This window comes from Nonomuraea sp. B19D2, assembly GCF_040137845.1.
Taxonomy (GTDB): Bacteria; Actinomycetota; Actinomycetes; order Streptosporangiales; family Streptosporangiaceae; genus Nonomuraea.
In genome coordinates, this window is sequence record NZ_JBEFAK010000016.1 from 171,921 (window position 1) to 194,012 (window position 22,092).

Annotated in this window: 20 protein-coding genes; 10 read left to right on the top strand and 10 right to left on the bottom strand. The window is 66.2% G+C overall.

The genetic code is table 11. The features are described 5' to 3' along the window. Positions 1-511: 511 nt before the first annotated feature. The gene (locus tag ABN273_RS28530) at positions 512-1,615 is read right to left on the bottom strand and encodes a GDSL-type esterase/lipase family protein (protein ID WP_349452107.1); all 1,104 of its coding nucleotides are present in this window, start codon (positions 1,613-1,615) and stop codon (positions 512-514) included. Between the two features lie 120 nt (positions 1,616-1,735). Further along, positions 1,736-2,653 carry an NADP-dependent oxidoreductase gene (locus ABN273_RS28535; RefSeq protein ID WP_349452108.1) on the bottom strand — a complete coding sequence of 306 codons (918 nt, stop codon included), beginning with the start codon at positions 2,651-2,653 and terminating at the stop codon, positions 1,736-1,738. A 120-nt stretch (positions 2,654-2,773) separates the two neighbouring features. Here ABN273_RS28535 and ABN273_RS28540 point away from each other — a divergent pair, with 120 nt between their 5' ends. Together ABN273_RS28540 and ABN273_RS28545 are read left to right on the top strand one after the other, a co-directional pair. Next, on the top strand, positions 2,774-3,217 hold the full coding sequence (locus ABN273_RS28540) for a winged helix-turn-helix transcriptional regulator (protein WP_349452109.1): 444 nt from the start codon (positions 2,774-2,776) through the stop codon (positions 3,215-3,217). A 343-nt stretch (positions 3,218-3,560) separates the two neighbouring features. Beyond that, positions 3,561-4,388: a hypothetical protein gene (locus ABN273_RS28545; protein ID WP_349452110.1), complete on the top strand. Its 828-nt coding sequence runs from the start codon at positions 3,561-3,563 to the stop codon at positions 4,386-4,388. A gap of 589 nt (positions 4,389-4,977) precedes the next feature. Here the strand turns inward: ABN273_RS28545 and ABN273_RS28550 are convergent. After that, positions 4,978-5,634 carry a DNA alkylation repair protein gene (locus ABN273_RS28550; RefSeq protein WP_349452168.1) on the bottom strand — a complete coding sequence of 219 codons (657 nt, stop codon included), beginning with the start codon at positions 5,632-5,634 and terminating at the stop codon, positions 4,978-4,980. A gap of 564 nt (positions 5,635-6,198) precedes the next feature. Here ABN273_RS28550 and ABN273_RS28555 point away from each other — a divergent pair. Then, positions 6,199-8,082 (top strand): WD40 repeat domain-containing protein, encoded by a 1,884-nt coding sequence (locus tag ABN273_RS28555; RefSeq protein ID WP_349452111.1) that lies wholly within the window; start codon positions 6,199-6,201, stop codon positions 8,080-8,082. Positions 8,083-8,361: 279 nt separating this feature from the next. Here ABN273_RS28555 and ABN273_RS28560 read toward each other — a convergent pair whose 3' ends face one another. Together ABN273_RS28560 and ABN273_RS28565 are read right to left on the bottom strand one after the other, a co-directional pair. Beyond that, positions 8,362-8,982 (bottom strand): hypothetical protein, encoded by a 621-nt coding sequence (locus ABN273_RS28560; protein WP_349452112.1) that lies wholly within the window; start codon positions 8,980-8,982, stop codon positions 8,362-8,364. 514 nt (positions 8,983-9,496) lie between these two features. Beyond that, complete coding sequence (locus ABN273_RS28565; RefSeq protein ID WP_349452113.1) at positions 9,497-9,991, bottom strand: hypothetical protein; 495 nt, start codon at positions 9,989-9,991, stop codon at positions 9,497-9,499. A gap of 117 nt (positions 9,992-10,108) precedes the next feature. Between ABN273_RS28565 and ABN273_RS28570 the strand changes: the two genes are divergently transcribed. Genes ABN273_RS28570 through ABN273_RS28580 form a run of 3 tightly spaced genes read left to right on the top strand, consistent with a single transcriptional unit; the run spans position 10,109 to position 11,985 of the window. Further along, a complete protein-coding gene (locus tag ABN273_RS28570) occupies positions 10,109-10,522 on the top strand; it encodes a hypothetical protein (protein WP_349452114.1) in 414 nt (137 codons plus the stop codon). After that, positions 10,519-11,013, top strand: a complete 495-nt coding sequence (locus ABN273_RS28575) for an RNA polymerase sigma factor (RefSeq protein WP_349452115.1) — start codon at positions 10,519-10,521, stop codon at positions 11,011-11,013. The genes ABN273_RS28570 and ABN273_RS28575 overlap by 4 nt, the downstream gene beginning before the upstream one ends. A 48-nt stretch (positions 11,014-11,061) precedes the next feature. Further along, positions 11,062-11,985 carry an alpha/beta fold hydrolase gene (locus tag ABN273_RS28580; RefSeq protein ID WP_349452116.1) on the top strand — a complete coding sequence of 308 codons (924 nt, stop codon included), beginning with the start codon at positions 11,062-11,064 and terminating at the stop codon, positions 11,983-11,985. A 1,364-nt stretch (positions 11,986-13,349) separates the two neighbouring features. On the opposite strand, the gene ABN273_RS28585 is transcribed toward ABN273_RS28580, so the two are convergent. Beyond that, on the bottom strand, positions 13,350-13,931 hold the full coding sequence (locus tag ABN273_RS28585) for a dihydrofolate reductase family protein (protein WP_349452117.1): 582 nt from the start codon (positions 13,929-13,931) through the stop codon (positions 13,350-13,352). Between the two features lie 688 nt (positions 13,932-14,619). Between ABN273_RS28585 and ABN273_RS28590 the strand changes: the two genes are divergently transcribed. Beyond that, positions 14,620-15,444: a CPBP family glutamic-type intramembrane protease gene (locus tag ABN273_RS28590; RefSeq protein ID WP_349452118.1), complete on the top strand. Its 825-nt coding sequence runs from the start codon at positions 14,620-14,622 to the stop codon at positions 15,442-15,444. 323 nt (positions 15,445-15,767) lie between these two features. On the opposite strand, the gene ABN273_RS28595 is transcribed toward ABN273_RS28590, so the two are convergent. Further along, complete coding sequence (locus tag ABN273_RS28595) at positions 15,768-16,439, bottom strand: SDR family NAD(P)-dependent oxidoreductase (protein ID WP_349452169.1); 672 nt, start codon at positions 16,437-16,439, stop codon at positions 15,768-15,770. A gap of 137 nt (positions 16,440-16,576) precedes the next feature. Here ABN273_RS28595 and ABN273_RS28600 point away from each other — a divergent pair, with 137 nt between their 5' ends. Beyond that, entirely contained in the window at positions 16,577-16,924 is a 348-nt protein-coding gene (locus ABN273_RS28600) for a hypothetical protein (RefSeq protein WP_349452119.1), read from the top strand. A 170-nt stretch (positions 16,925-17,094) separates the two neighbouring features. Here the strand turns inward: ABN273_RS28600 and ABN273_RS28605 are convergent, their stop codons facing one another. Continuing rightward, complete coding sequence (locus tag ABN273_RS28605; protein ID WP_349452120.1) at positions 17,095-18,573, bottom strand: MFS transporter; 1,479 nt, start codon at positions 18,571-18,573, stop codon at positions 17,095-17,097. Positions 18,574-18,638: 65 nt separating this feature from the next. Between ABN273_RS28605 and ABN273_RS28610 the strand changes: the two genes are divergently transcribed. Further along, complete coding sequence (locus ABN273_RS28610) at positions 18,639-19,619, top strand: helix-turn-helix transcriptional regulator (RefSeq protein WP_349452121.1); 981 nt, start codon at positions 18,639-18,641, stop codon at positions 19,617-19,619. 218 nt (positions 19,620-19,837) lie between these two features. On the opposite strand, the gene ABN273_RS28615 is transcribed toward ABN273_RS28610, so the two are convergent. Together ABN273_RS28615 and ABN273_RS28620 are read right to left on the bottom strand one after the other, a co-directional pair. Beyond that, positions 19,838-21,058: an MFS transporter gene (locus ABN273_RS28615; protein WP_349452122.1), complete on the bottom strand. Its 1,221-nt coding sequence runs from the start codon at positions 21,056-21,058 to the stop codon at positions 19,838-19,840. Beyond that, complete coding sequence (locus ABN273_RS28620; RefSeq protein WP_349452123.1) at positions 21,055-21,399, bottom strand: VOC family protein; 345 nt, start codon at positions 21,397-21,399, stop codon at positions 21,055-21,057. Before ABN273_RS28620 ends, ABN273_RS28615 begins: the two co-directional genes overlap by 4 nt. A 58-nt stretch (positions 21,400-21,457) precedes the next feature. Here ABN273_RS28620 and ABN273_RS28625 point away from each other — a divergent pair, with 58 nt between their 5' ends. Beyond that, entirely contained in the window at positions 21,458-21,922 is a 465-nt protein-coding gene (locus ABN273_RS28625) for a MarR family winged helix-turn-helix transcriptional regulator (RefSeq protein WP_349452124.1), read from the top strand. The last annotated feature ends 170 nt before the right edge of the window (positions 21,923-22,092 follow it).

The following is a 22,092-nucleotide window of genomic DNA, read 5'->3' on the forward strand; positions in this document are numbered from 1 at the left end:
TTGCGAATGTGATTCCGGCAGCAATAATCGCCGCAGTGATGAGCATTTTTCGTGCTCTGATTTTCGAAGCCACGGACACCTCCGAACACGAAATCCCAGGCGATCCCAATTTCGCCAAGGCTCGATGGAAGTGATCGTACATAAGTTATCAGATCTTGACAAGAGCCCTAATTTAGGACATGTCCCATTATGCGGATTGTCGTCGACATTACCCATATAAACAGTTGAGTGACTGTCTGGAACGTTGAGAAATTTCATCGTGGCAGTACGCCGGGACAGTCGTTCTGATGCTGCATGGGCGCAAGATCGCCCCTCGTGGAGCAGTCGTGATCTGGTGTTCCCGGACACTCAAGACGAGGACGAACGCGTCACACTCCACGTCCTGGCGGCTTGGTGCGCTGCTTGTCGCTGAAGGTGTGCGCACGCTCGGGGTTCGCCCAACCGTCGGCGGGCTGGGCGCTCGGAGCCCGGCCGTTCGGGCTCGTCACAAAGGCGGGCAAGGAAGAGGTTTCTAGAGGGCGAGGGTTTCCAGGTTCACGGCGTCGGCCATGGCTTGGGCGCCTTTGTCGTTGAGGTGCATGCCGTCGCCGCTGTCCAGGGCGGGGTCGATGTAGTCGGGAGCTTCGGGGTTCTCGACAGCTCGGGCCACGTCAAAGACGGCGTCGAAAGTGTCGGTGGTACGGATCCAGTCGTTCACCTCGCGTCGGGCGGCGAGGCCCTCGGGGGTACTGATCCCGGGGTAGACGGCGCCCGCGAAGGGGCCGATGGTGGCGGCGAGGATCTTCAGGTCGGCCTGGTGGGCGCGGTGGGCCAGGGCCTTGAAGCCCTCGATGAGGGCGTCGGAGGTGGCGGGAGGCTCGCCGGACATGCCGGGGAGGCCGAGGTCGTTTATGCCGAAGTGCACCAGAACGTGGGTCAGGCCGGGAATCGAGAGAACATCGTGGTCGAAGCGCGCCAGCGCGTGCTCGCCGACCTCGTCCCGCAGTAGGCGGTTTCCGGCGATGCCCTGGTTGACGACCCATCCCCGCTTGAGGCGCCGGTTGAGGAAGTCCACGGAGCGGTTGTTCGCGCCGGTCGTGGAGCCGACCCCTTCGAACCAGGAGTCGCCGAACGCCACGGCGATCGCGGTGTCGTCCGGGGCGAGCACGTCGACGCCCGAGACGTAGAACCTGGCTTCTACCTGCTCAGCATCAGGGAGTGCGGGAGACGTGAGGTGGTTACCGCCGACTATGTGAGCGGTCTCCATGGGCATGTGGGAATAGGTGGCCAGGCCTGTCTCCTCAGGGAGATAGAGGCTGAGGAGTAGGTCGGCGCCGGGGGCGACGGGCAGATCAATCGGGTCACTGGCGGCCTCTTCTCCCGGCGGGATGGTGAGCCTCTCGGCACCGTCGAAGGTGAGGCCGGCCTGCCCGTGCTCGGTGGCGGCCCTCGCGGCGGCGATGGTCAAGGGGGCGCGGCCGTAACGGTTCGTCAGGCTTACACGGAGGCGTTCTCCGCCGCCAGCCATGTGGAGCACCTGACGCACCGTCTGATCGGCGAAGCCGCGCGGTTCGGTGAGCTGGATCTGCTCGTAGGGACTGATCACTGCGGTGCGGAAACCGGCTGTCCAGATCATGGTCGCTCCATTTGTTGCTATGGGGATGTGTCGGCGAATTCTGACGTCGGCGAGGTGATTGACATGGGCCCCAGGTCTTGGCGCGGGTGAAGGGCGCGAGCGCCGGGCTGGGCGAGCTGGTCAGGGTTGGAGCACGTAGCGACCGCGCACCCCGCCCTTGGCCATGGCGCGGTGGGCCTCGGCGACCTGGTCCAGCGGCATGACCGCGGGCACTCGGGTCGGCAACTCGCCGGACGCGGCGCGGGCGAGCAGGTCGCCCAGTCGAGCGCCGTCGGGATGCGCGACCACGACATGTACGGTGATCCCGCGCTCCGCGGCCGGCTCGGCGCTCGGCTGGACGCCGACGAAGACCCCGCCATCGCGGACCAAGGCGAGGCCCTGCTCCTGCAGCGCCGCACCGTCGGCGACCGCGTCCCAGCCCGGCTCCGCGTGCGTGGTGAACTCGGCGCCGAGGCCGCGGATGAACTCCTCGTCCTCGGCTCTGGCCAGACCGGTCACCTGCCAGCCGCGGTCCTGCGCGAGCGAGACGACGTACCCCCCGACCGCGCCGGCCGCCCCGGTCACCAGCAGCTGGTTGCCGTCTCCAGGTGCGTCACCGAGCAGATCGAGGATCTGGGCGGCGGCCAGCCCGTTGAGCGGCACCGTCGACGCCGCGATCAGGTCCAGCCCGTCGGGAACGACAGCGATGTCGGAGGCCCGCACGACGAGCTGTTCGGCGTAGGTGCCGAAGTCGCGGTCGAAGCCGACCACCAGGCCGGCGACCCGGGTGCCGGCCGCCAGGTCCACGCCTGGGCCGGTGGCCGCGACGGTCCCGGCGAAGTCCCAGCCCAGGCCGGTGCGCTCGGGCTGGTTGATCAGCCCCATGGCGTGGAAGAGGCCGCGGGCGACTGCGAGGTCGACGGGGTTGACCGGCGCGGCGGCGATCCTCACCCGGACCTCGCCGGGCCCAGGCTCGACGACGGGAACGTCGATGATCTCAATCGAGTCGGGTCCGCTCGGGGCGCGGACGGCGGCCGTGCGGAAGGTAGAGATGCTCATGGTTTCGCCTCGTGGCTTGTGTTCGACGGTTGGCTTGCTTCACTATGGGTGGGTAGCTCTCCAGCGGGAAGTAGGCACTTCGAAGTGCGTAGGTCACCCCCCGGTAGGAAGGTGCGGTCGATGCCAACGACGACGGCGGCCCAGAAGCGGGCACAAGCGAAGGAAGACTACGACGCGTTCCTGGCGGAGTGCCCAAGCCGCCAGTTGCTCGACCGGATCTCCGACAAGTGGGTCGCGCTGATCCTGGCCGCGCTCGGCAGCGACGGCCCGCACCAATCCGGAGGCGACAGCGCCGGTGAGTCGCGGTCGATGCGCTACTCCGAGCTGTCCCGCAGGCTGGCCGGGGTCAGCCAGAAGATGCTCACCCAGACGCTGCGCTCCCTCGAGCGCGACGGGCTGGTCACCCGCACCGTGACGCCGACGGTGCCGGTCACGGTCACGTACGAGCTGACCGACCTCGGTCTCTCGCTCCACCACGTGATGCGCGGCATCAAGGTGTGGGCCGAGGCGCACATGGACGAGGTACTCACCAATCGCGAGGAGTACGACACCCGCATCGCCTGAACGCTCACCATCAGCGCAGCAGGGGCGCCGACGCGACCTTCATCAACGGCCAACTCGTCGAGCGGCCAACCTCACGTTCGGCCATCGTGAGGCCCCACCAGCGCCTTGGATGTCTCACCGCAGCGTGCCGGACAGCGGCTTGCCTTCCTGGAGATGGCCACCTCTGCCAGCCCTAACCCGAAAATACGAGAGCGGACGCAAGGACGACCCCGTCCGCCTGCATCGAGGGTTATCACCACTGGGGATCCCCGGTCTGCGCAGAATCGTTACAAGACATCCCTTATTTCGCCAACACCACCCTCTTACTCTTTTCCCTGCTATATCCACTCAAGCAAGGACGCTAATGAAGCTCTTTTCCGCAGGCCTCGTGGCCGCGGCCGCGGCCGTCTGCGTGGTGGCCGTACCCGCTCAGGCGGCATCCGTCGCATCCGTGCAGGCCGCTCCGGTGGACCCGGTGAAATCCCTGAAGGCCCAACTGGCCCCGGGCAAAGGCGTAAAGATCACCGAATCAAGCGGCATCACCCTCGATTTCACCGCCGACGACCGGGCTATGCAGGTACAGGTGAACACCCATACGGCCGGCACCCTGGCTTTCGGCAAAGGCAACGTAGCGGCTGCCGACCTCCGTGTCCGCATGTCCGCACGCCAGAAAGGGTTCAACCCTCCCTACCGGGTCATCGCGGAGGGCAGAAACGCTTACGTGACCAACGCCGGCATCGCCAAGGCGCTGCCTTCCGGTCGTTCCTGGATCCAGTCGAAGGCCAGTGGGCACGAAAACGCTGTTCTCGACATGGGGGTCACTCCAGCGGAACTGCAGTTCATGCTGGCCAACGCATCAGAAGTGGCGACCGGCGAATATCACGGCACCGCCACACTCGCTGACTTCCGGCACGACAAGTCCGCCGGGGAAGGCAACGTCGAGTTCCACCTGTACTTCGATGAACACAACCTGCTCACCCGCACGGTCGTCGACACGACAACCTACCCGGACGGCGACACCTCGGCCTATGACCAGATGGTCTTCCACACCGATACCAAGTATTCGAACTGGGGCGCCAAGGTGAAGATCACTGCACCGGCGGCGGGCAAGGTCATCAGCGAGAAGAAACTCAACGCGAAGACCCGCAAGGCCGTCATAAAGGCTGGCTATCCGGAGAGCGGCCCCTTCTAACCTGCGCCAACAAGGAACCGGCATCGTCCGACAACCGCCGGACGCCGAAACATGATCTACGAGCGAAAAGCCCTGGTCATCGCTGAGCCAACCAGGGCCTCCGTTACGCGCGACCGAGAGGACGCGAATCCCTAACCTGCCGATCCGTAGGGGCAAGGCAAGAGCCTCATCGAAGAAATCCCGCGCTGCTCACGAGGTTCTTGCGGTGCGGCGGTACGCGATCGCGAAAGGCGATGTTGCTGTACGGCGCTGCTGTACAGCCGTTACGCCCGTATGCGACAGACCGCCCGCCGTCTCCTCCTCTACAGCCCCGTCCCGCCGCGTCTCGGGCCAGGCCTCGGCGTGTCGGAAGAGGGCACGATGATCGGGGGTTCGGGGGTTTGCGGATGAGCAGCCGACGACCAGCAGGATCAGCATCGATTTTAGAAATAGTGGTGATCGTCTACGAGTCGATCACGGTGCGAGGAAAGGCGAGCAGCTCCTGTGGATCGTGCCGGATGGCTTGTGGGCGCGAATTCAGCCATTGCTGCCGATGGTGCCACGCCGACAGGGGATACGACCACCTTCCACGTCGCCTAGGTGGCTGGTGTCAAGTGGGCCGCCTCGACCCGTGCTGTCGGCGCACCATCTCATTGATCCAGATGGGCGCGAAAGGAGACGTGCAGCCCGGGGAAGTCGGGTAGTCCTTGAGCACTTGCAGGCGCTCACCGATGTCGATTGCACGGGCGCGGTGCTCAGCATGCTCGATCCCGATCTGAGCCAGGCAGTGGTTCATCGCCCACTGCAGGCGAGCCGGGACGTCTTTCATCTCCGCCTCGATGACATCGAGCAGCCCTGCGAGGTCGAGACCCTCGGGCTTCTTCGCCACGCGTTCGGTGGTCAGCGCCCATCCGGCACTCGCGACCACTGGATCCGGATCGGCGGACCAGGCCAGGCGCAGCTCTTCGGAGTGCGGGTTCTTCTTCACCACGTAGTTCACGAGCCAGTCGTGCACCTTGGGTGTGCGCGCCTCGCGCAACATGGCGTCCAACTCGTCACGCTCGAACGCCTTCGGGCGGCAGATCAGGATCGCCAGCAGTCTCGCCGCGGTGTCATCCGTCCCCCAGAGCCGGCACGCGAGTTCCTGCTGCGTCTTCAGCCGCTTCGCGAGCGCGCGCAGCTTGCTGAGGTTCACACCGTGATCGTCACCGTGTTTCTCGTTCACCTCGCGTGTCTTCGGGTCCTCGAGCTCGGCCAGCTCGGCCATCACCTCGGCCACCATCGTCTCGGTCAGCGTCGTCTTGGCCACCTCAGCCTCCTGTCCATCACGTGCGAATTCAGCCTAGCGACGGAAGCCGGCCTCCTGTCTGCTGCTCGCGAGTACGGCCGGCTGTGGACCGCTGTCATCGCCTCAGGGCGCAAACCTCGTCCCCGAACCGCAGACCTCATGATCGCGTGCGTGGCTATCGCCAACCGGTTGCCCCTTTACACATGCAACCCTACGGACTTCAAAGGCCTTGACCACCTCCTCACCGCTGTTCACCGCCCTCAATGGCATGGCGATCACGCCTCAATACGCCTCCTCCTACGGCCCTGGGTCCGACACTGCCCAGTGGGCGGAGTCTGAGGAGCAAAGCCATGGACCGTCGATCGCCCCAGGCCACGCACCGCCAACCCGGGAAAACGACCGCCCCGGGTTTCTTGGAGACGCGTCCCGGTGCCAGCAACTACTATGCGCGGCATGTCGTCTCTGTCCCGCCATGAGGTACCGGTTGTTCGTCCTGCTGCCTGGCGTGTGCAGCCAACTTGGACCAGTCTGCTGCCGAAGGGCGTGAAGTCATGCCCGCCGCTGGGCGCCACCGACGGCCACACCAATTGGGTGTCGCCGGTGACGACCGCGGTCTTCGACGGCCGTGCCGTAGCGGTCACCGGGGGCGGCGACAGAACAGTACGGGTTTGGGATCTGTCAACCGGCGAGCGGGTCGGCGCCCCATGGGCTGGTCACACGAACGCGGTGCGGGCGCTGGCGATGTCCGTTCTGGACGGTCGCCCCGTTGTGGTCAGTGGTGGTGACGACGACACCGTACGGGTGTGGGAACTCGCGTCCGGCAGGCCGGTGGGCGAGCCGTTCAACCTTCAGGCTGACAACGTGATGGCCCTCGCGATCGCGGAACGCCATGGCCGCCAGGTGGTGGTCACCGGTTGCTACGACACGACGGTACGGGTATGGGACCTGGAAACGCGGCAGGAGGTGATGGCACCGATCCGCGGCCACACCGGCCCGGTGTACGCGGTGGCGACCGCGGTGCTGGACGGCCGCTGGGTGGCTGTCACGGGCGGCGACCGAACGGTCCGGGTATGGGACCTGGATACCGGTGATCTGGTGGGCAGCCCGTTCACTGGCCACAGTGGACACGTGAGCGCGGTTGCGGTAGCGGAGCTGACTGCCGGCCATCTGGTGGTCGTCTCCGGTGGCTACCAGACGACCACACGCGTGTCGGACCTAGCCACCGGACTGCCGGTCGGTGACTTCCCCCGATCTGCGGACTTGGAGGCCGTGACGACCACGGTCGTACACGGCCGACTGGTGGCGATCACCTGCAACCGCAATGAGCCGACCATCCAGGTGTGGGACCTGAAAACGGCCGAGCTGGTCGGTGAGCTGTTCCCTCAGCATCCCCGCACGGTGCACGCGGTGGCGACGGCAGTGGTGGACGGCCGGCAGGTGGTGGTGTCGAGTTGCGACGGCGGGTCGGTCCGGGTGTCCGATCTGGTCGTCGGCCAACCGGCCGACAAGCCAGTTCGCCACGACGCCGCGATCACGGCGGTGGCCACCACTTCAGTGGCTGGCCGACCGGTGGCGGTCACCGGCAGCGATGACGAAACCGTACGAGTATGGGACCTGGACACCGGCGATCAGGTGTGCCAGCCACTCACGGACCACACCGGCGCCGTCACTGCCGTGGCCGCGACCCAAGTGGACGGTCGCGCGGTGGCGATCATCGGAGGCAAGGACGGCAATGTCCACCTCTGGGACCTCGCACTGGGGAAAGCGGCCGGAGCACCGTTGACCACCCACCGCCTCCCGATAACCGCGGTCGCGGCCGACAACACGGGCGACCCACCCCGGGCCATCACCGCCAGCGACGACAAGACCATCCGGGTATGGGATCTCCGCACCGGCGAAGAGACCGGAAACCCACGCAAGAGCGACCATCGATGGGTACAAGACCTCACCACCACCACGCTCGACGACCAGCCCGTCGCCGTCCTCGGACGGTGGGGCGGCGGCTTCCGGGTCCGTGACCTCACCGTAAACCGCGACACCGGACTCCAGACCACCGGTAGCAACGGCAAACCGGTACGCCTCGTGGCTGCCACCATCGTGGACGGACGCGCCATCGCCATCACCACGAACGACGACTGGCGCGACCGACCGATGAAGGTATGGGACGTCGCCACCGCTCAGCAGATCGGCCAGCTTTCCATGGGAACCGTGGTCGCACTCGCCGCCACCACGATCGACGGCCACCCCATCGCAGTTGCCGCCAGCCACAGAACGGTGGCGGCATGGAGCCTCACCACCTTCGACAAGATCAGCCCTGACATCGAATTCCTCGACTCAGTCAACGCCGTCGCTGCCACCCCACAAGGCCACATCATCGTCTGCTTCGACCGTGACATCGCCGTACTCACCGCAACCCGATCGAGCTGACCGTGGCATGGTTCAACAGGACTGTTGAGACCCTCTGTGCCAGGCCCTCGACCTCCTCGCCGAGCATGGCCCTCAAGCGGGGGACACACGCTCAGCTTACGGACGATTCAGACGTGAGCGGCGTGACCGCGAGTATCTCCGCCTCCTGCACTCAAGGGTCACCTTGCTGCGCGTATCGGGAATCCTGGTGATCAACGGCCCGGCGCGAGGCCCTGATGCGGGCTGATAGCACCGCCGGCGACGCCGGATTCGAACCGTTCTACGACGACGGGAAGCCGCTCAGTCTGAAGCGGTTGAGTCGCGGAAGAGGAAGCTGTTCGAGCGATCAGTGTGCAGGTAGTGGTGGAACCGCGTGGCCTTCACCTGGGCTGTCTTGTCGGCGGCGACGACCGTGAGGAGGACGTACCTCTCGGTCGAGGCCACCCGCTGCTTGGCGTAGACGTACTTGTCGAGCAGCTTGTCCCGGCGCCACTTCACAGCCCGGGAGGAGCTCGCCAGGTGCATGGCCGTGGCCTTGGCAGCCTTCACGGTGGGGAAGGACATGATGACCTGGACCGCCGTGAGATGCCCTCGGTAGGCCGCATAGGCTAGTTGAACGACGCGCTCGCACTTGTTCTTGGCCAGCACACCGTGCCTGTCCACCGGCGCACAGGAGTCGTACGTCCAGCCGCCCACCTTCTCAGCCTTGAAGGTGACGCTGCCCGCACGGAAGTTCCAGTCGCCGTATTCGTCGGCGTCGATCGGTGAGTCCGGGCGTTCGTTCTCGCTGGGGCTCGGCTCCTTGGGCTCGAGTGTGGGGTCTGTGGTCGGCGAAGCCGCGGCGGTGTTCGGGTCGGGGGCGCTGAGGTACTTGTACACGCTGAACGTGAGGCCGCCCGGCAGAAGCACTGCCAGGATCACGACCAGAGCAGAAACCACACCGGGGTATTCCCGCAGGCCTGGTTGCCGAGGGTATCCCATGCATTAATTGTGCTGTACTTCATTACCTTCTGCCCCATGTGTCGCAGAAGTGCTGCATGCGGTTCGCCTTCTGTGAGACAGAGACAGGCCTGCGCTCATCTACCAGCACGCCACGAGTGACGCTGACCAGCGAATCGCCGACGCCCTCAGCGTCCGCGTGGTAGGCCGAACAACAGAAGATCGCCAAAGGCTAATGCCACGTTAATGGCACGAACGCCCCGAACCGAGATCGGTTGCGGGGCGTTTCCCGAGGTGGAGCTGCTGTAGCACGTCGGCGTTGCTGTACCAGGCTGCTGTACAGCAAGGACGTGCTGAACACCAATCCACCTCAGCCAGATGGTGCGGCTTCGACGGCGATCTGATCCACAGGACGAGCCCGGCTGGACGACCCCCGGGTTCGCCCCGTCCATCCAGCAACTGGCCATGACGCTGCTGAATCGTGATAGACCGCCTGTCAGCTCGGCCGATTCGCCGCTGGTGCGGCCTGGCCGGCTGCCCTCGTCGCGCCGCTCCCACCCCATGCTTCGAACCCCGACGAGGAAGCCCGCATCAGCACGGCACCTGTCGCGAACCCCAGCGCCACGCACAGCGGGCTGTAGAGCAGCAGGTTGAGCCAGTAGAACGGGGTGCCGGTGTCCGTGCCCAGCCCGAAGGCCCACGCGAGGCCGAGTTCCGCACGCACGAGCAGCCCGCCGCCCAGCGCGAGCGTGACCGCCTTGGCGAGCCGACCGCCCCGCCCGAGGGAGACGGCGATCACTGAGAGGGCGGCGACGGTGAGCATGGCGATCAGGGGCACGAGGACGCGCGCCGTGAAGGGCGTCTCGAAGTTGAGCACCGCCAGGGAGAGCGCTCGCGGGTCCGCGGCCGGCCGTACCAACCAGGAAAGGTGAAGGAAGGCGTCGAGCAGGAGGACGGAGGCGACGAAGGCCGCCGGGAGTGAGATTCTCATGCCCGGCAGGAGGAGCGGAAATCGCCGATGGTTCCATGGAACCTTCGCCGCGGTCGACGCCTCTGGATGGATATGACTTGGCCTGTTGCTGATTTGGACCCGGTACGGAGGCTGCGGGTGCTCGCCTCCGCCATCCCCGGGGCGGACGTAGCCGAACGCGTCATCCCCGCCCCGTTCGTGGACGTCTGGTCCGTGGTGAGCGCCCTGGAAGAGGAGTTCGGCACCTTCGAGCCGGACATGCGCCACTTGACCATCGTGTCCGGGCACGGGAGCGAGCGCCTGGTGGCTGAGGCGCGAAGCAAGTACGGCATGCGTGCCAGGTTCGACGTCGAGCTGCGGCCCGGCTGGTGCTGGATGCAGAGCAGGTTCCTGATCGTCGGAGTCGCGGCGGCTGCTGTACCGGGAGGAACCCTGGTCGCGCAGACGGGAGGAGTCCGCGTTCCCGGCCGAGCGGCGCTGGTTCCCGTGGGCGTGCGGGCCGCGGGAGAGAAGGCGCTGGCCAGGCTCGAGGCGAGGGTCGTACGGCGATGAGCGCCGATCTGGTGCGCGCTGCGCAAGGCGGCGACACGATGGCCATGAACGACCTGCTGAGCGAGCTGACGCCGTACCTTGGCCGGATCTGCGGGCCCATCGCGCTCGACAACGGGCCCGACGCCGTCCAGGAGGCACTGATCGCGATCTTCCGGAACCTGGAGAGCCTGCGCGATCCGCAGGCGCTCCACGGCTGGGCCCGGGCGATAGCCGTACGGGAGGCAGTCAGGATTGCCAGACGGCGGCACCACGCGGTGGAACTCGCCGAACTGCCGTCGAGGCAGGACGTCGAGAGCGCGGTGGACATCCGGGATGTGCTCGAGCGGCTGTCACCCGAACATCGGGCGGTGCTGGTCCTGCGTGACCTGGAGGGGTTGCCGGAGGAGGAGGCCGCACGGCTCTTGCACGTACCGGAAGGGACGGTCAAATCGCGCCTGCACCGCGCCCGCCGGAGCTTCCGCAAGGCGTGGCAGTCGGGAGGAACCTCCTGAGGCTCGCTCGCCTCCTTCTGGTGGAATCCCACAGAACGGAGAGCATCCATGAGACCTCGCGCGCTCGTGGTCCTGAGCCTGATCCTCACCCTGGCCGTCGGCGCCGCCCTTTATGGCGCGTACGGCTATCGTCCAGCGGCGGCCGGCTACGGGCCGCCGGCGAATGCACGCTTCCTCGACACCCCGCTCGCTCGCTTTCACTACGTCAAGGAGGGCTCCGGCACGCCGGTCGTGCTGCTGTCGCCCGGGGCTTCCTGGACGTACGGCTGGCGCCGTCAGGTGCCGGAGCTGGCCCGCGACCACACGGTCTACGTAGTAGACCTCCCCGGCCAGGGGTTCACCCGGCTGAAGGACCGCGACTTCACCTGGGATCTGAAGGGGATGACCACGGCGATCGGTGTGTTCCTGAACGCGGCGGGCATCGAGCGTCCCGCGCTCGGTGGGCTGTCGTGGAGCGGCGGGTGGGCGCTGGCCTACGCCCAGCGCCACCCCGAACGCGTCAGCAGCCTGCTCCTGCTGGCCCCCTCCGGCGCCAGCATCCGCGACACCTGGGTGTATGACCTCATGAAGTACCCGGTCATCGGAGAGCTGTGGAACAACTGGTACTACGCCGACAGGTCCAGCTCACGCGCCGCGCTCAACCGGATCCACGTCAACAAGAGCATGGTCACCGAGGACGACGTCGACGCGTACTGGGCACCCGGCACCTTCCCCGACAACCTAGAGAGCCAGGTCCTGCTCGAACGCGGCCTGGACTGGCGTGAAACCCTGGTTGCCATGCCGTCCACCACCACGCCCACCTTGGTGATCTGGGGCCGCCAGGACACGGTCAACCCGGTGTGGCAGGCTCAGGAGTTCGCTCGCCGGATGCCCGCCGTGCAGGTGCGCGAACTCGACGGCTGCGGCCACGCGCTGACTACCGACTGTCCGGAGGAGGTCGCCCGACTGATGGCGGACTACCTGCGGCGATGAGGTCGGGGTCCTTGCTCGCAGCGCTTGCACCTGAAAGACGCGCCTGCGCGCACGCCACACTTGCGTGACGCTCCTGCTCAACCTCGGCGTTCCACCTCAGGTCGTCCGCGACATCGTCGGCCACAGCGACATCGAAGTCACTTTGAGCTGAGGTGGAGCCTAGGAATTCGAACTCCTGACTTCCTGCTTGCAAAGACGCGTGCCGATCTTGCTCGACCGGCGGAAACGCAGCTCATGGTGCGGACCATGTAATCCGTGACTCCCCGCTGTTGCCCCTCGATTCCCGTCCGATCGGGCACGCGACGGGTACGGCCGATCCCCTCGTGGGGACGGTCTTCGGCATTGCGCCGCACCACCTCGCATGAGTACAGCTTGGTGAGTCAGGCCGCAGGCGATCGGGCACGACGCCGGGGACGCTGATAGCACCGGAGGGCGTCACTCCTGTGCAACGGCAGCGAGTCGACGCTGGAACCCACGAATAAAAGCTCGATCTTGGCCGGTTCCGCGTAGTTCAATGCAGGTCAGAGACCATCGTGGTCCGTTCTGAATCGCGTGAGACTCCCTGGAACTGCAACGGGGAATGCAACGAGCGGGATCCTGATGCTTGGCGTCAGCGTTGCCGTATGGCCCCTTCGATGCGCAAGCCCAAGCCAACCAGGATCACGAGTGCGAAGACGCCGAGAACTTGCCAAGAGGGCTTTCCGCCTGCCCAGAAAAGTGCACCAACGCAGAGCGTGAGGCCGACAGCAATGAGCACGCTGCCCCAGGTGCGGACGGTGTCAAGCTTCTCGCGCTCCGTCGGTGGCGTTGTATGGAGCACGGTTCACTTCTTCCTCGACGTGGTCACGAGGAGAGCATGCCATTTCGATCAACATTCGGGAAAGCCTTGCATTTCCTCACGCATTCCCCTGACTGATCGTCCCGTCGCCGTCGTCCCGCCCGGTAGGGAAGCAGGCCAAGGGCTGGAGGTGAAGGTCGCGATATCCCTGCCGTGTGGGGCGAAGCGGAGTTCCTGAACGGAATACGCGAGCAGTTGCGCTCGCGTTCCTTTCAACCTTTGCCGGTTCGAGAGCGGTTGATCCCCAAGCCCGGCACTGCCAAGAAGCGCCGCTCCGACCCGCACGGCGAACACCGGCCTCGGGGCAAGACCTGCGATGACGCCACCGCCGCTCATGTTTCGCTCGGTACGACGGTATGAGCACGAGATGTTCGGACGAGGCTGGCCTGATCATCGCCCCGCACCGCCATCAACAACTCCTCCACGGAGAACGCCATGCCGTGTTTCGATGCCGTGGGGCCCGACGAAGGTCCTGCGGCTCCGCTCGCCCTCAGCCACGTCCCAGCTGTTGAGCGCGGCAAATATGTCAGACATGCAGGGTGGGCCGATAGATGAGCTCTTGGATGTGGCCGTCGAGCGTCCGGCTCTCGAGCAGCTCGAGGTCGAAGTCGCCCGCGCCCACGAGAATTGGGCTGGTCCCGGTTCGTCCGGAGATAACGGGGAAGATCGTCACTTGCAGGCGGTCGACCAGGCCAGCGGCCATCAGTGCCCGGTTCAGCGACAGGCTGGCCTGCGAGCGCAGCGGCACGTCCGACTCCTCCTTGAGCCGGGCGACGATGTCCACGGCGTCACCGCTCACGATGGTCGCGTCCGGCCAGCCGAGGGTGTCCTGCAAGGTGGAGGACACCACCGTCGCCGGCATTCGCATCGTCCGGACGTTCCACTCATCGAGCGTGTTGGGATCGATGCCCGAGGACATGATCTGAGCGGTCTCCCGAAAGGTGGTGGCCCCAAAGACCATCCGCTGCTCGGTGGCGAACAGGGCGGCGCGGTGCTTGAGCAGCTCGGGGCCCTGCTTGCTCCAATAGCCGCCCCAGTCAGCGCCCTCGGCGTAGGAGCCGTAACCGTCGAGGGTGGAGAAGACGTCCCAGGTGTAGGTAGCGGTCATGATGCTCTCCTCGAGTGCGGTTGATCGGGTGTGTGGATTCAGACTGGAAACCACGGCGAAACTCATCGCCGTATGAGCAGGAGAGATCGACCTGACGGGTCAAGGCGGAGCGCCTGCAGGCCCGTCGGTCCACACGTCAAGCACTGATCCGTACGAACGTGAACCTGCGCCGGATTGCTCTCGGCTGATGGGGCGCGAGCAAGGACTAAACACCGCACTGATTTTGGCCTACGGAAAAGCGCCTGACCAGGTCACTGATCGGACATTCTCCGGACTTCGGCGGCAATCAAGGCAGCGGCGGTGTGCCGCAAGCAGACCTGGTCGGCTACCAAACCGCACAAGCAGGCGGGCCCGTCCCGACCCATGCTCCCTGATCAACTTCACGGGGATTCAAAACACCTTCTCCGCGGCGCGGACAGAATGTCAACGGCTTGCACGGATCTGAATGTCAGTGACCGGAGCGCTGTCGTCTGCGGTGGTCTGCCATACGGTCTCGGCGTCCGGGGCAGCGTCGCCGTACAGCAACTCCTGGAGATAATTCCGATCCCCGTCGAACCCGCGACGCGGGAGCGACCCGATAGCTCCCGCCCGGTCCGCGCCCACCTTAACCAGCGCCTTTCACGGCGACTCGAAGCCGTATCAGAGCGATGTCAGCTCCGTGTAGGGTCGCCGGGCCACCATTCTCGGCATGGATACAGCAATGCGGCCCCCGGCCGACACCCAAGGCACCCAAGGCACCCAGCCGAAAGGCTTCGTCGCCAAGCTCCTCGCCGACCGTCACTCCGTCCCGTTCTCCATCGCACTGCACCTGGTGCCCGGCGCCGTCATCGTCGCCGTGTACGCCTTCATCGCCGCCCCCCTGGTCCGGGCGATGAACTACCCGATCTTCCTGGCCTGGGCCATCGCCCTCGCGATTGTGCTCTTCCCGCTCCAGCTGTTCCTGCTGTGGCTGGGCAAAAAGCAGACCGGCCGCTTCACGATGAAGGGCGTCGTCCACTACCGCGACAAACCACTCCCGCCCGGCAAGGTCTTCTGGCTCGGGGCCGCGTGCCTCGTGTGGATGAGCGCGGTCTCGCTCTCGCTGACCCCGCTGGACAACATCGTCTACGACTGGTTCTTCACCTGGGTCGACTACCAGGGCGCCGGCCCCGACGGCACCGCCTACCTCCAGGGCTACCCGCAGGAGATCGTGCTCACCACCCTGCTCATCTGCGCGCCGTTCACCGGCTTCACCCTGCCCCTGCTCGAGGAGTACTACTTCCGCGGCTTCCTGCTGCCCCGCCTCCCACAGCTCGGCAAGTGGGCCCCGCTCTTCAACACCTTCTTCTTCTCGGTGTACCACTTCTGGGCCCCCTGGACAGTCCTGTCGAAACTCGTCTTCCTCTACCCGGGCGTCTGGCTCGCCTGGAAGAAGCAGGACATCCGCATCTCGATCGCCATGCACCCCGGCTCGGCACTGCTGATGACCGTAGTCGGCGTCATCGCCCTCGCCTCCGGCGCCTACACCATGTAAGACCCCCGAAACGAGGGGCGCCGTCCGCCGGCCGAGGACCGGATGCCTTGCTCCGGAGCGGGCCGCAAGCGCCGCTGAGCAGGTCGACCCGGGCCGCTCGCGGCGCTGGTTGCGCTGGTACGAGGCCCCGTAGCAGTGCGCGGACTTCGTGAGGCTGGTTACGTCCACGCGATCGTGGTCCCGGAGCGGAGTACGGCTCGGCGGAGCCGCACGCGCTCACATGAGCCAGAGCGCCACGCCAGCGGCCGGTGCGACATAGCCGGTCAGGTTGTCCGGGTGCTCCGCACCCAGCACCCGCCGCTGGATCCCTAGCACCGTGCCCATCAGTAGAGGCCGCCGTTGACGTCCAGCACCGTTCCCACCATGTACGACGATTCGTCACCGAGCAGGAACGCGACCGCGGCGGCGACCTCCTCCGCGGCCCCGAACCTGCCGCTGGGAATCGACCGGCGGTACTGCTCACGGCGATCCGCGGGGATCAGCCCGGCCATCTCAGTGTCGATGACCCCGGGAGCGACCGCGTTGACCCTGACGCCCTGTGCGGCGTATGCCCGCCCAAGCCCCTTTGTCATGGCGATCAGCCCGCCCTTGGAGGCCGCGTATGAGGGATCAGGGCTGCCCATCTCCCCGCTGACGGACGCCACGTTCACGACGCTCGCGCTGCTACCGCCCGCGACATGCCTGCCAATGAACTCACGGCACAGCACAAGTGGAGCCACGAGATTGACGGCCATGACTTCTTCGATGTACTGGTCACCGGTTTCCGGAAGGTGTACTCCGCGGTAGATCCCCGCCGCATTCACCAACGCGGCTGGCAGTCCTATATCCGATATGACCACGTCGATGAGCGCGGCCGCCTGCCTGTGATCACTCAGGTCCACCGGGTAGTGCGCATCAGCGGTTGATGGCTTCAGATCGGCGCCCGCCGTCCGCCATCCCTTCTGCCGCAGCATATCCACGATCGCCTGTCCGATTCCCCCGGCCGCCCCGGTCACCAAGGCGATGCGCTCGTTACTCAAGTTCGGCAGCCCTTTCGTTTCTTCGACGACGCCCGTACGAGACCAATCATCCCGGCTGCTTAACGAGCCCGCTCACGGGTCTGGCCTTCCCCGAGGGCTCCCCACCGACGTTGATGGGCCTGGTCGAGCGTAGAAACACGGGCCGCCTCAACGCGATCGGCTCGCGGTGGCGGAAACTCCGGCCCACCAAGATCGCCCTCATTGTGTTCGCCGTTCTGCGCCATGACCAGCGGTTGGCCGATATAGCCGGCGGCGACGCGGTGTCGGCCTCCGCGATTCGCCGCTGGGCGCTGGAAGCGATCGACCTGCTCGCCGCCCGCGCGCCGCGCCTGGACCGCATCCTGGAGAAGATCGCCAAACAGGGTGGCGAGGCGGTCTTCATCGACGGCACCCTAGTCCACAATCGGACAGTCTGTCGTGCTGCCAATTGCCACGAGAGTGTCAGCGGTCCTCTGCCATGAGACTGTCAGTGACGCCTGTCACATCACGTCTCCGGGTCGAGCAGCAGGGTGTCGTGGAGATCGATGGGGATGTTTAGGCTGAAGGCGACATCGGGGGTGAGCGTGATCGCGGTGGGTTGGCCGTTGGCATCTATACGGCAGCGCTCGTGACGTGGGGCGGCATGGGTTCTCTACTCGGCGTGCTCGACTGCGGCTTTCGGGAGTGCGAGCATCACGAGCGCCGTGATCAGGTAGAGCGCGGCGGAGGCGATCAGGACGATGCTGAGCGCGTGACTGTAGTCGGGCAGGGCCGGTGCTCCGATGGCTGAACCGGTGACGGAGGTGAAGAAGATCGTGCCGAGCACGGCGATGCCGACGGCGCCGCCGATCTGGTTGACGGTGGAGAGCACCCCGCCCGCGGCGCCTGCGTTGCGTCCGGGGACGCCTGCGAGGACGACGTTGACGAGAATGGGTGCGGCGAGACCGAGCCCGAGGCCTCCGATGAAGAGTGCGAGGGCGAGGAGCCAGTATCCGGGATCGTTGCCGTCCTTGACGATGGACCACAGGACGAGCTGCGATGCCGCGATGGTGAGCGAGCCGGTGATCAGGAGCGTTCTGCCCGCCTTGGCGGCGAGAGCGACGCCGAGGCCGGAGGTGATGATCGAGCCGAGCGCGTACGGGAGGATCACCAGGCCGGTCTCCCATGCGGTTCGGCCGGTTCCGTTCTGGAGGTAGACCGAGAGGGTGAGAAAGTACGACCCGATGCCGCCGAAGAAGAGGACCGAAGCGCTCAGGCCGACTGCGAAGGCGCGGATTCTCAGCAGGGCCGGGTCAAAGACAGGTTCGTTTCCGCGTCCGGCGAGGCGGCGCTCGTAGGCGAGGAAGATCGCGAGCACGATGATTCCGGCTGCGAGGAGGATGTAGCTGGCCCAGGTCCATCCCCATGTCTCGGTCTGGATGATCGGCAGCAGCAGGAGAAGGATGCCCGTGGCCGCGAGGAGCGCGCCGGGGAGGTCCAGTCGCGCGGTCGAGGCGGAGCGGGACTCCGGCAGGACCTTCGCGCCGATGATGAGCGCCAGGATCGAGACGGGCACGTTGATCCAGAAGATCGTGCGCCAGCCCAGGCTGAACAGGTTGGTGTCGACGAGCAGCCCGCCCAGCAGCGGGCCGGCGACCGAGGCGAGGCCCTGGACCGCTCCGTAGGCGCCGAACGCCTTGGCACGCTCGCCCGGAGCGAATGATGCCCGAATGATCCCGAACACCTGCGGAACCATGATCCCGGCGGTCAGTCCCTGCCCGGCCCGCATGCCGATGAGCATCCCCGGATCGACGGCCAGCGCGCACAGCGCCGAGGTGACCATGAACCCGGCCAGCCCGATCATGAACAGCCGCTTGCGGCCGTACTGATCGCCGAGCCGTCCACCGGTGATCAGGCCCGCGCCCAGGGTGAGGGTGTAGGCGGCGATCGTCCACTGGATCTGAGCGTCGCCGGCACCCAGATCTCGGGCTATCGCCGGGGTCGCGACGGTGACGATCGTCGCGTCGAGAAGGTCCATGAAGGAACCGAAGAGCACCACCAGCAGCGCCGTGGTCGCGCCGGCGCCGGCGATGAGTGTCGGAGAAGCCTCAGCGGTGCGGGTGCCCTCTCGGGGGCTCGGTGAATGGGTCATGTCGGTCACCATGTCGGGCATAGTTGCCATCGAGTGACCGCTATCGGGGAGAGAATCGGAGAATCATGGCTGCTACCTCCGCGCGGACGCTCAAGCTGCTGTCGATCTTCGGGATCGGTGCGACCTTGACCGCTGAGGAACTCGCCGCCCGGCTCGGAGCGTCGGTGAGAACCGTGCGTCGCGATATCGATACGCTCCGGGACCTCGGGTACGAGATCGAGGCCGTCCGCGGAGCGGGTGGAGGATATCGGCTCGGTCGCGCTACCCGCTTGCCGCCGGTCTTCTTCGATGAAGATCAGGCCGTCGCCACGGCCGTCGCGCTCCAGACCGCGCCGACGGTCCTTTCCGGCATCCGCGAGAACGCAGCCCGTGCTCTCGCCACGCTGCACCAGGCGATGCCCACGCGCAGCCGCCTGCACGCCGAAGCCTTCACCGTCTCCTCGGCCCGCAACTACTGGGAGTTCCCCGCGCCACCGATCGACGCCGAGATCGTCCGCGCCGTTGGCAGCGCGATCAACCGGCAGCACCTCGTTCGCGTGGACTACACCGGTGACGGTGAACCCGTCACGCTCACGCTGGAGCCGCACGATCTCGTGGTCTGGGCCGCACGCTGGTACCTGGTCGCCTTCGAGCCGGATGCGGACCGATGGCGCGCGATGCGCGTGGACCGCATCACCGCACACATGCCCACGCACACCCCCTTCGACCGACGTGACGTCCCGCACGGCGATCCCGTCGCCTTCGTCATGACCGCACACGACCGCGGAGACGCCGCCGCCGAATGGCCATGCCGCGGCTCAGCCATCCTCGCCCTGCCCGCCTCCACCGTCGCCCGGTTCGCCCCCGGCGGATCAACAGTCCGGTACGACACCGAAACCACGTGCCGACTCACACTCGGCGCATGGTCATGGCCAGGACTGGCAGGACTGCTCCTCACCTTCGACGCCGACATCACAGACATCGAACCGGCCGAACTCAGGCAAGCCCTGCACTCCCTGCGCACCCGAATCAGCAAGGGACTTCGACCCAGCCGACCTCACCGGTGACCTGCACATCTGGCGTCCGCGTTCCCTATCAGCCACTCACCTGACTGACCAGCCACACCGCGGTAGATCGCGCGCATCTCTCTTACGAGACGACTCCCCGTGAGGGAGACAGGGCGGAAGGAACTGGTGTTCCGTAAGGAGATCCTCAACCGGAACACCAGCCTCCCGGGCAACGTGGGCTCGGGCCACGCCGAGTTTTGGACAGCCCCTTGGCTGCGTCAGCGGCGGTTCTCGGCTGCCCTGACTGCGGCCTTCGCCGTGTCGGTTCTCCCCTCGGCGAGAGTGATGGTGGTGGCGAGCAGTGCCAGGACGGCACCGGGAACGCCGAGCATGGTGACCGGCAGCCAGTCTTGAGCCAGACCGCCAAGTCCACCACCCATCGCGACTCCGAGGTAGATCGCGGAGGAGTTGAGGCCAAGGAGAACTGGTGCCGAGGCAGGTGCGAGGATCACCAGCCGGTGTTGCTGCACGACGGAGACCATCCCGTCGGTTGTGCCCCAGATCGCGGCCCATACGCACGCGACAACCAGGTGGCTGACTGCGAGTGGGCTGATCGCGAGCAGCACAGTGCCGCCGGCTAGTGCTGCGAGGGCGATCCCGCGTCCCGGAAGGTTGTCGGCGAGATGGCCGGCGAGGAAGTTGCCGACCAGGACCCCGACGCCCCAGACGAACAGGATCATGGTGATGGCCTGGGGAACGGATCCGGTCGTGGCGCCCGCGGTCACGGCTCCGATGTAGGTGTAGACGGCATAGTGTCCGGCCATCACCAGCAGGGTCACCACCAGAATGGTGAGCACCTTGGGCTGGCGCAGCGGTGCCAGGCGGGCCGTCAGGCTTGTCGCCGGGAGCGTAACCTTGGGCAACGCTACCGAGATGCCGATCGCGGCAACGACGCCCAGGGCCGCGACGGCCCAGAGCGTCAGGCGCCAGTCGACGCTGCCGATCAAGTTGCCGAGAGGCATGCCCAGCGCGGTTGACAAGGTCAGCCCACCGATGACCAGCGCCATGGCACGTCCCCGCCGTTCAGCAGGCGTGATCGCGACAGCCGCGCCCGACGCGGTGGCCGTGATGGTGGCCGCCCCGACTGCGGTGAGAATCCGGGCCAGCCACGCCAGCAGGTAGGTCGGGCTGAGCGCGGTCACGATGTTGCCGACGATGAACACGATCAGCGCCAGCTGCAAGGCCTTGCGACGATCCAGTGGGCTCAACAGCCAACTCAGTACCGGCGCAGCGACGGCCAGCGTCAACGCGAACACGGTCACCAGCTGGCCGGCGGCCGGCAGACCTACCTCAAGGTCGGCGGCAATGGCCGGCAGGAGACCGGCCATCACGAACGCGTCGGTGCCGACCGCGAAGGCGGCCAGCGCCAGCGGAAGTAGCGGCCTGAGGAGGTGACCGGACCCCGTCGGTCCTGACCCGGTGGTCTCGGTGCGAGTCAATCCTGACGTCCGGCCTGCTGGGACAGGCTGAACTCCACGCCCTGATCATCCTTGCAGTGGGCGTAGGCACCAGACGGGATGGTGACCGGATCTTCTGCCGTGCCACCGAGTTCGCGCACCCGAGCGACAGCGGCGGTGATGTCGTCGACGGCGAAGAAGATGCGCGGGTGTCGTGACGAATCATCGTGCGGCGCTCCGCCCATGGGCTCGGGCCCCTGGATCATCGAGTAACCCGGGAAGTTGCCCTCATAGAACGTCCAAGCGAACAACGAGCCCCAGAACCGCTGGGTTGCTTCGATGTCCCTGCTCGGCAGCTCAAAGTAGGTGACCTGCCCATTCATGGCTTACCCCTTCTGTATGTCAGCTTTTCTGACATACAAGGTATGTCATACTACTGACATGATGCAAGAAGAGGCCGTTGGCGACCTTGACCAGTCGGTGGGCTACGTCCTCAAGCAGGTGCAAGCCTCGCTGCACACCGCGATGGATGAAGTGCTGCGTCCACTGGGTCTCACCGTCGCCCAATACGCATGCCTCGAACTGCTCGGTCAGCATCCGGGACTGTCCAACTCCGAACTAGCCCGCCGCGCCTTCGTCACGCGCCAGTCGATGAACGTCGTCCTTCGCCGGCTACAAGAGCGGGGCCTGCTCACCCGGCCTGCTCACGCCGCTCACGGGCGTGCACTGCCCACCGAGCTCACCCGAGCCGGACAATCGACGCTGCGCGAGGCCAGTGTCGCCGTGCGCGCCGTCGAACGGCAGATCTTCGCGCCGTTGTCGCAGGAGCGGCAGCGCCGGCTACGCGAGGACCTTGCCTCCTGCGCAGCCTCTGCGATCGCAAACCAGCCCGTCACACAGCCCTGAGAACCAGAACATCACGCACCCGGCGTCGAAACTCGCCGACACGCCCCGCCCCGGATCTTGGGCGGTGTCGAAGTGATCGGCATTCGGTGTCGTACGGCACCGGCACAGCCAACCAGGTCCCTCGCCGCCGCGTGGGGACGGCAGCGTCTTCACCGTGACCACGTTTGACC

What these genes read in the sequence shown, in the direction of transcription:
- ABN273_RS28530 (WP_349452107.1), bottom strand. Translation starts at nt 1,615, where the DNA reads ATGATCTGGACAGCCGGTTTCCGCACCGCAGTGATCAGTCCCTACGAG.
- ABN273_RS28535 (WP_349452108.1), bottom strand. Translation starts at nt 2,653, where the DNA reads ATGAGCATCTCTACCTTCCGCACGGCCGCCGTCCGCGCCCCGAGCGGA.
- ABN273_RS28540 (WP_349452109.1), top strand. Translation starts at nt 2,774, where the DNA reads ATGCCAACGACGACGGCGGCCCAGAAGCGGGCACAAGCGAAGGAAGAC.
- ABN273_RS28545 (WP_349452110.1), top strand. Translation starts at nt 3,561, where the DNA reads ATGAAGCTCTTTTCCGCAGGCCTCGTGGCCGCGGCCGCGGCCGTCTGC.
- ABN273_RS28550 (WP_349452168.1), bottom strand. Translation starts at nt 5,634, where the DNA reads ATGGCCGAGCTGGCCGAGCTCGAGGACCCGAAGACACGCGAGGTGAAC.
- ABN273_RS28565 (WP_349452113.1), bottom strand. Translation starts at nt 9,991, where the DNA reads ATGAGAATCTCACTCCCGGCGGCCTTCGTCGCCTCCGTCCTCCTGCTC.
- ABN273_RS28575 (WP_349452115.1), top strand. Translation starts at nt 10,519, where the DNA reads ATGAGCGCCGATCTGGTGCGCGCTGCGCAAGGCGGCGACACGATGGCC.
- ABN273_RS28580 (WP_349452116.1), top strand. Translation starts at nt 11,062, where the DNA reads ATGAGACCTCGCGCGCTCGTGGTCCTGAGCCTGATCCTCACCCTGGCC.
- ABN273_RS28585 (WP_349452117.1), bottom strand. Translation starts at nt 13,931, where the DNA reads ATGACCGCTACCTACACCTGGGACGTCTTCTCCACCCTCGACGGTTAC.
- ABN273_RS28590 (WP_349452118.1), top strand. Translation starts at nt 14,620, where the DNA reads ATGGATACAGCAATGCGGCCCCCGGCCGACACCCAAGGCACCCAAGGC.
- ABN273_RS28600 (WP_349452119.1), top strand. Translation starts at nt 16,577, where the DNA reads ATGGGCCTGGTCGAGCGTAGAAACACGGGCCGCCTCAACGCGATCGGC.
- ABN273_RS28605 (WP_349452120.1), bottom strand. Translation starts at nt 18,573, where the DNA reads ATGACCCATTCACCGAGCCCCCGAGAGGGCACCCGCACCGCTGAGGCT.
- ABN273_RS28610 (WP_349452121.1), top strand. Translation starts at nt 18,639, where the DNA reads ATGGCTGCTACCTCCGCGCGGACGCTCAAGCTGCTGTCGATCTTCGGG.
- ABN273_RS28620 (WP_349452123.1), bottom strand. Translation starts at nt 21,399, where the DNA reads ATGAATGGGCAGGTCACCTACTTTGAGCTGCCGAGCAGGGACATCGAA.
- ABN273_RS28625 (WP_349452124.1), top strand. Translation starts at nt 21,458, where the DNA reads ATGATGCAAGAAGAGGCCGTTGGCGACCTTGACCAGTCGGTGGGCTAC.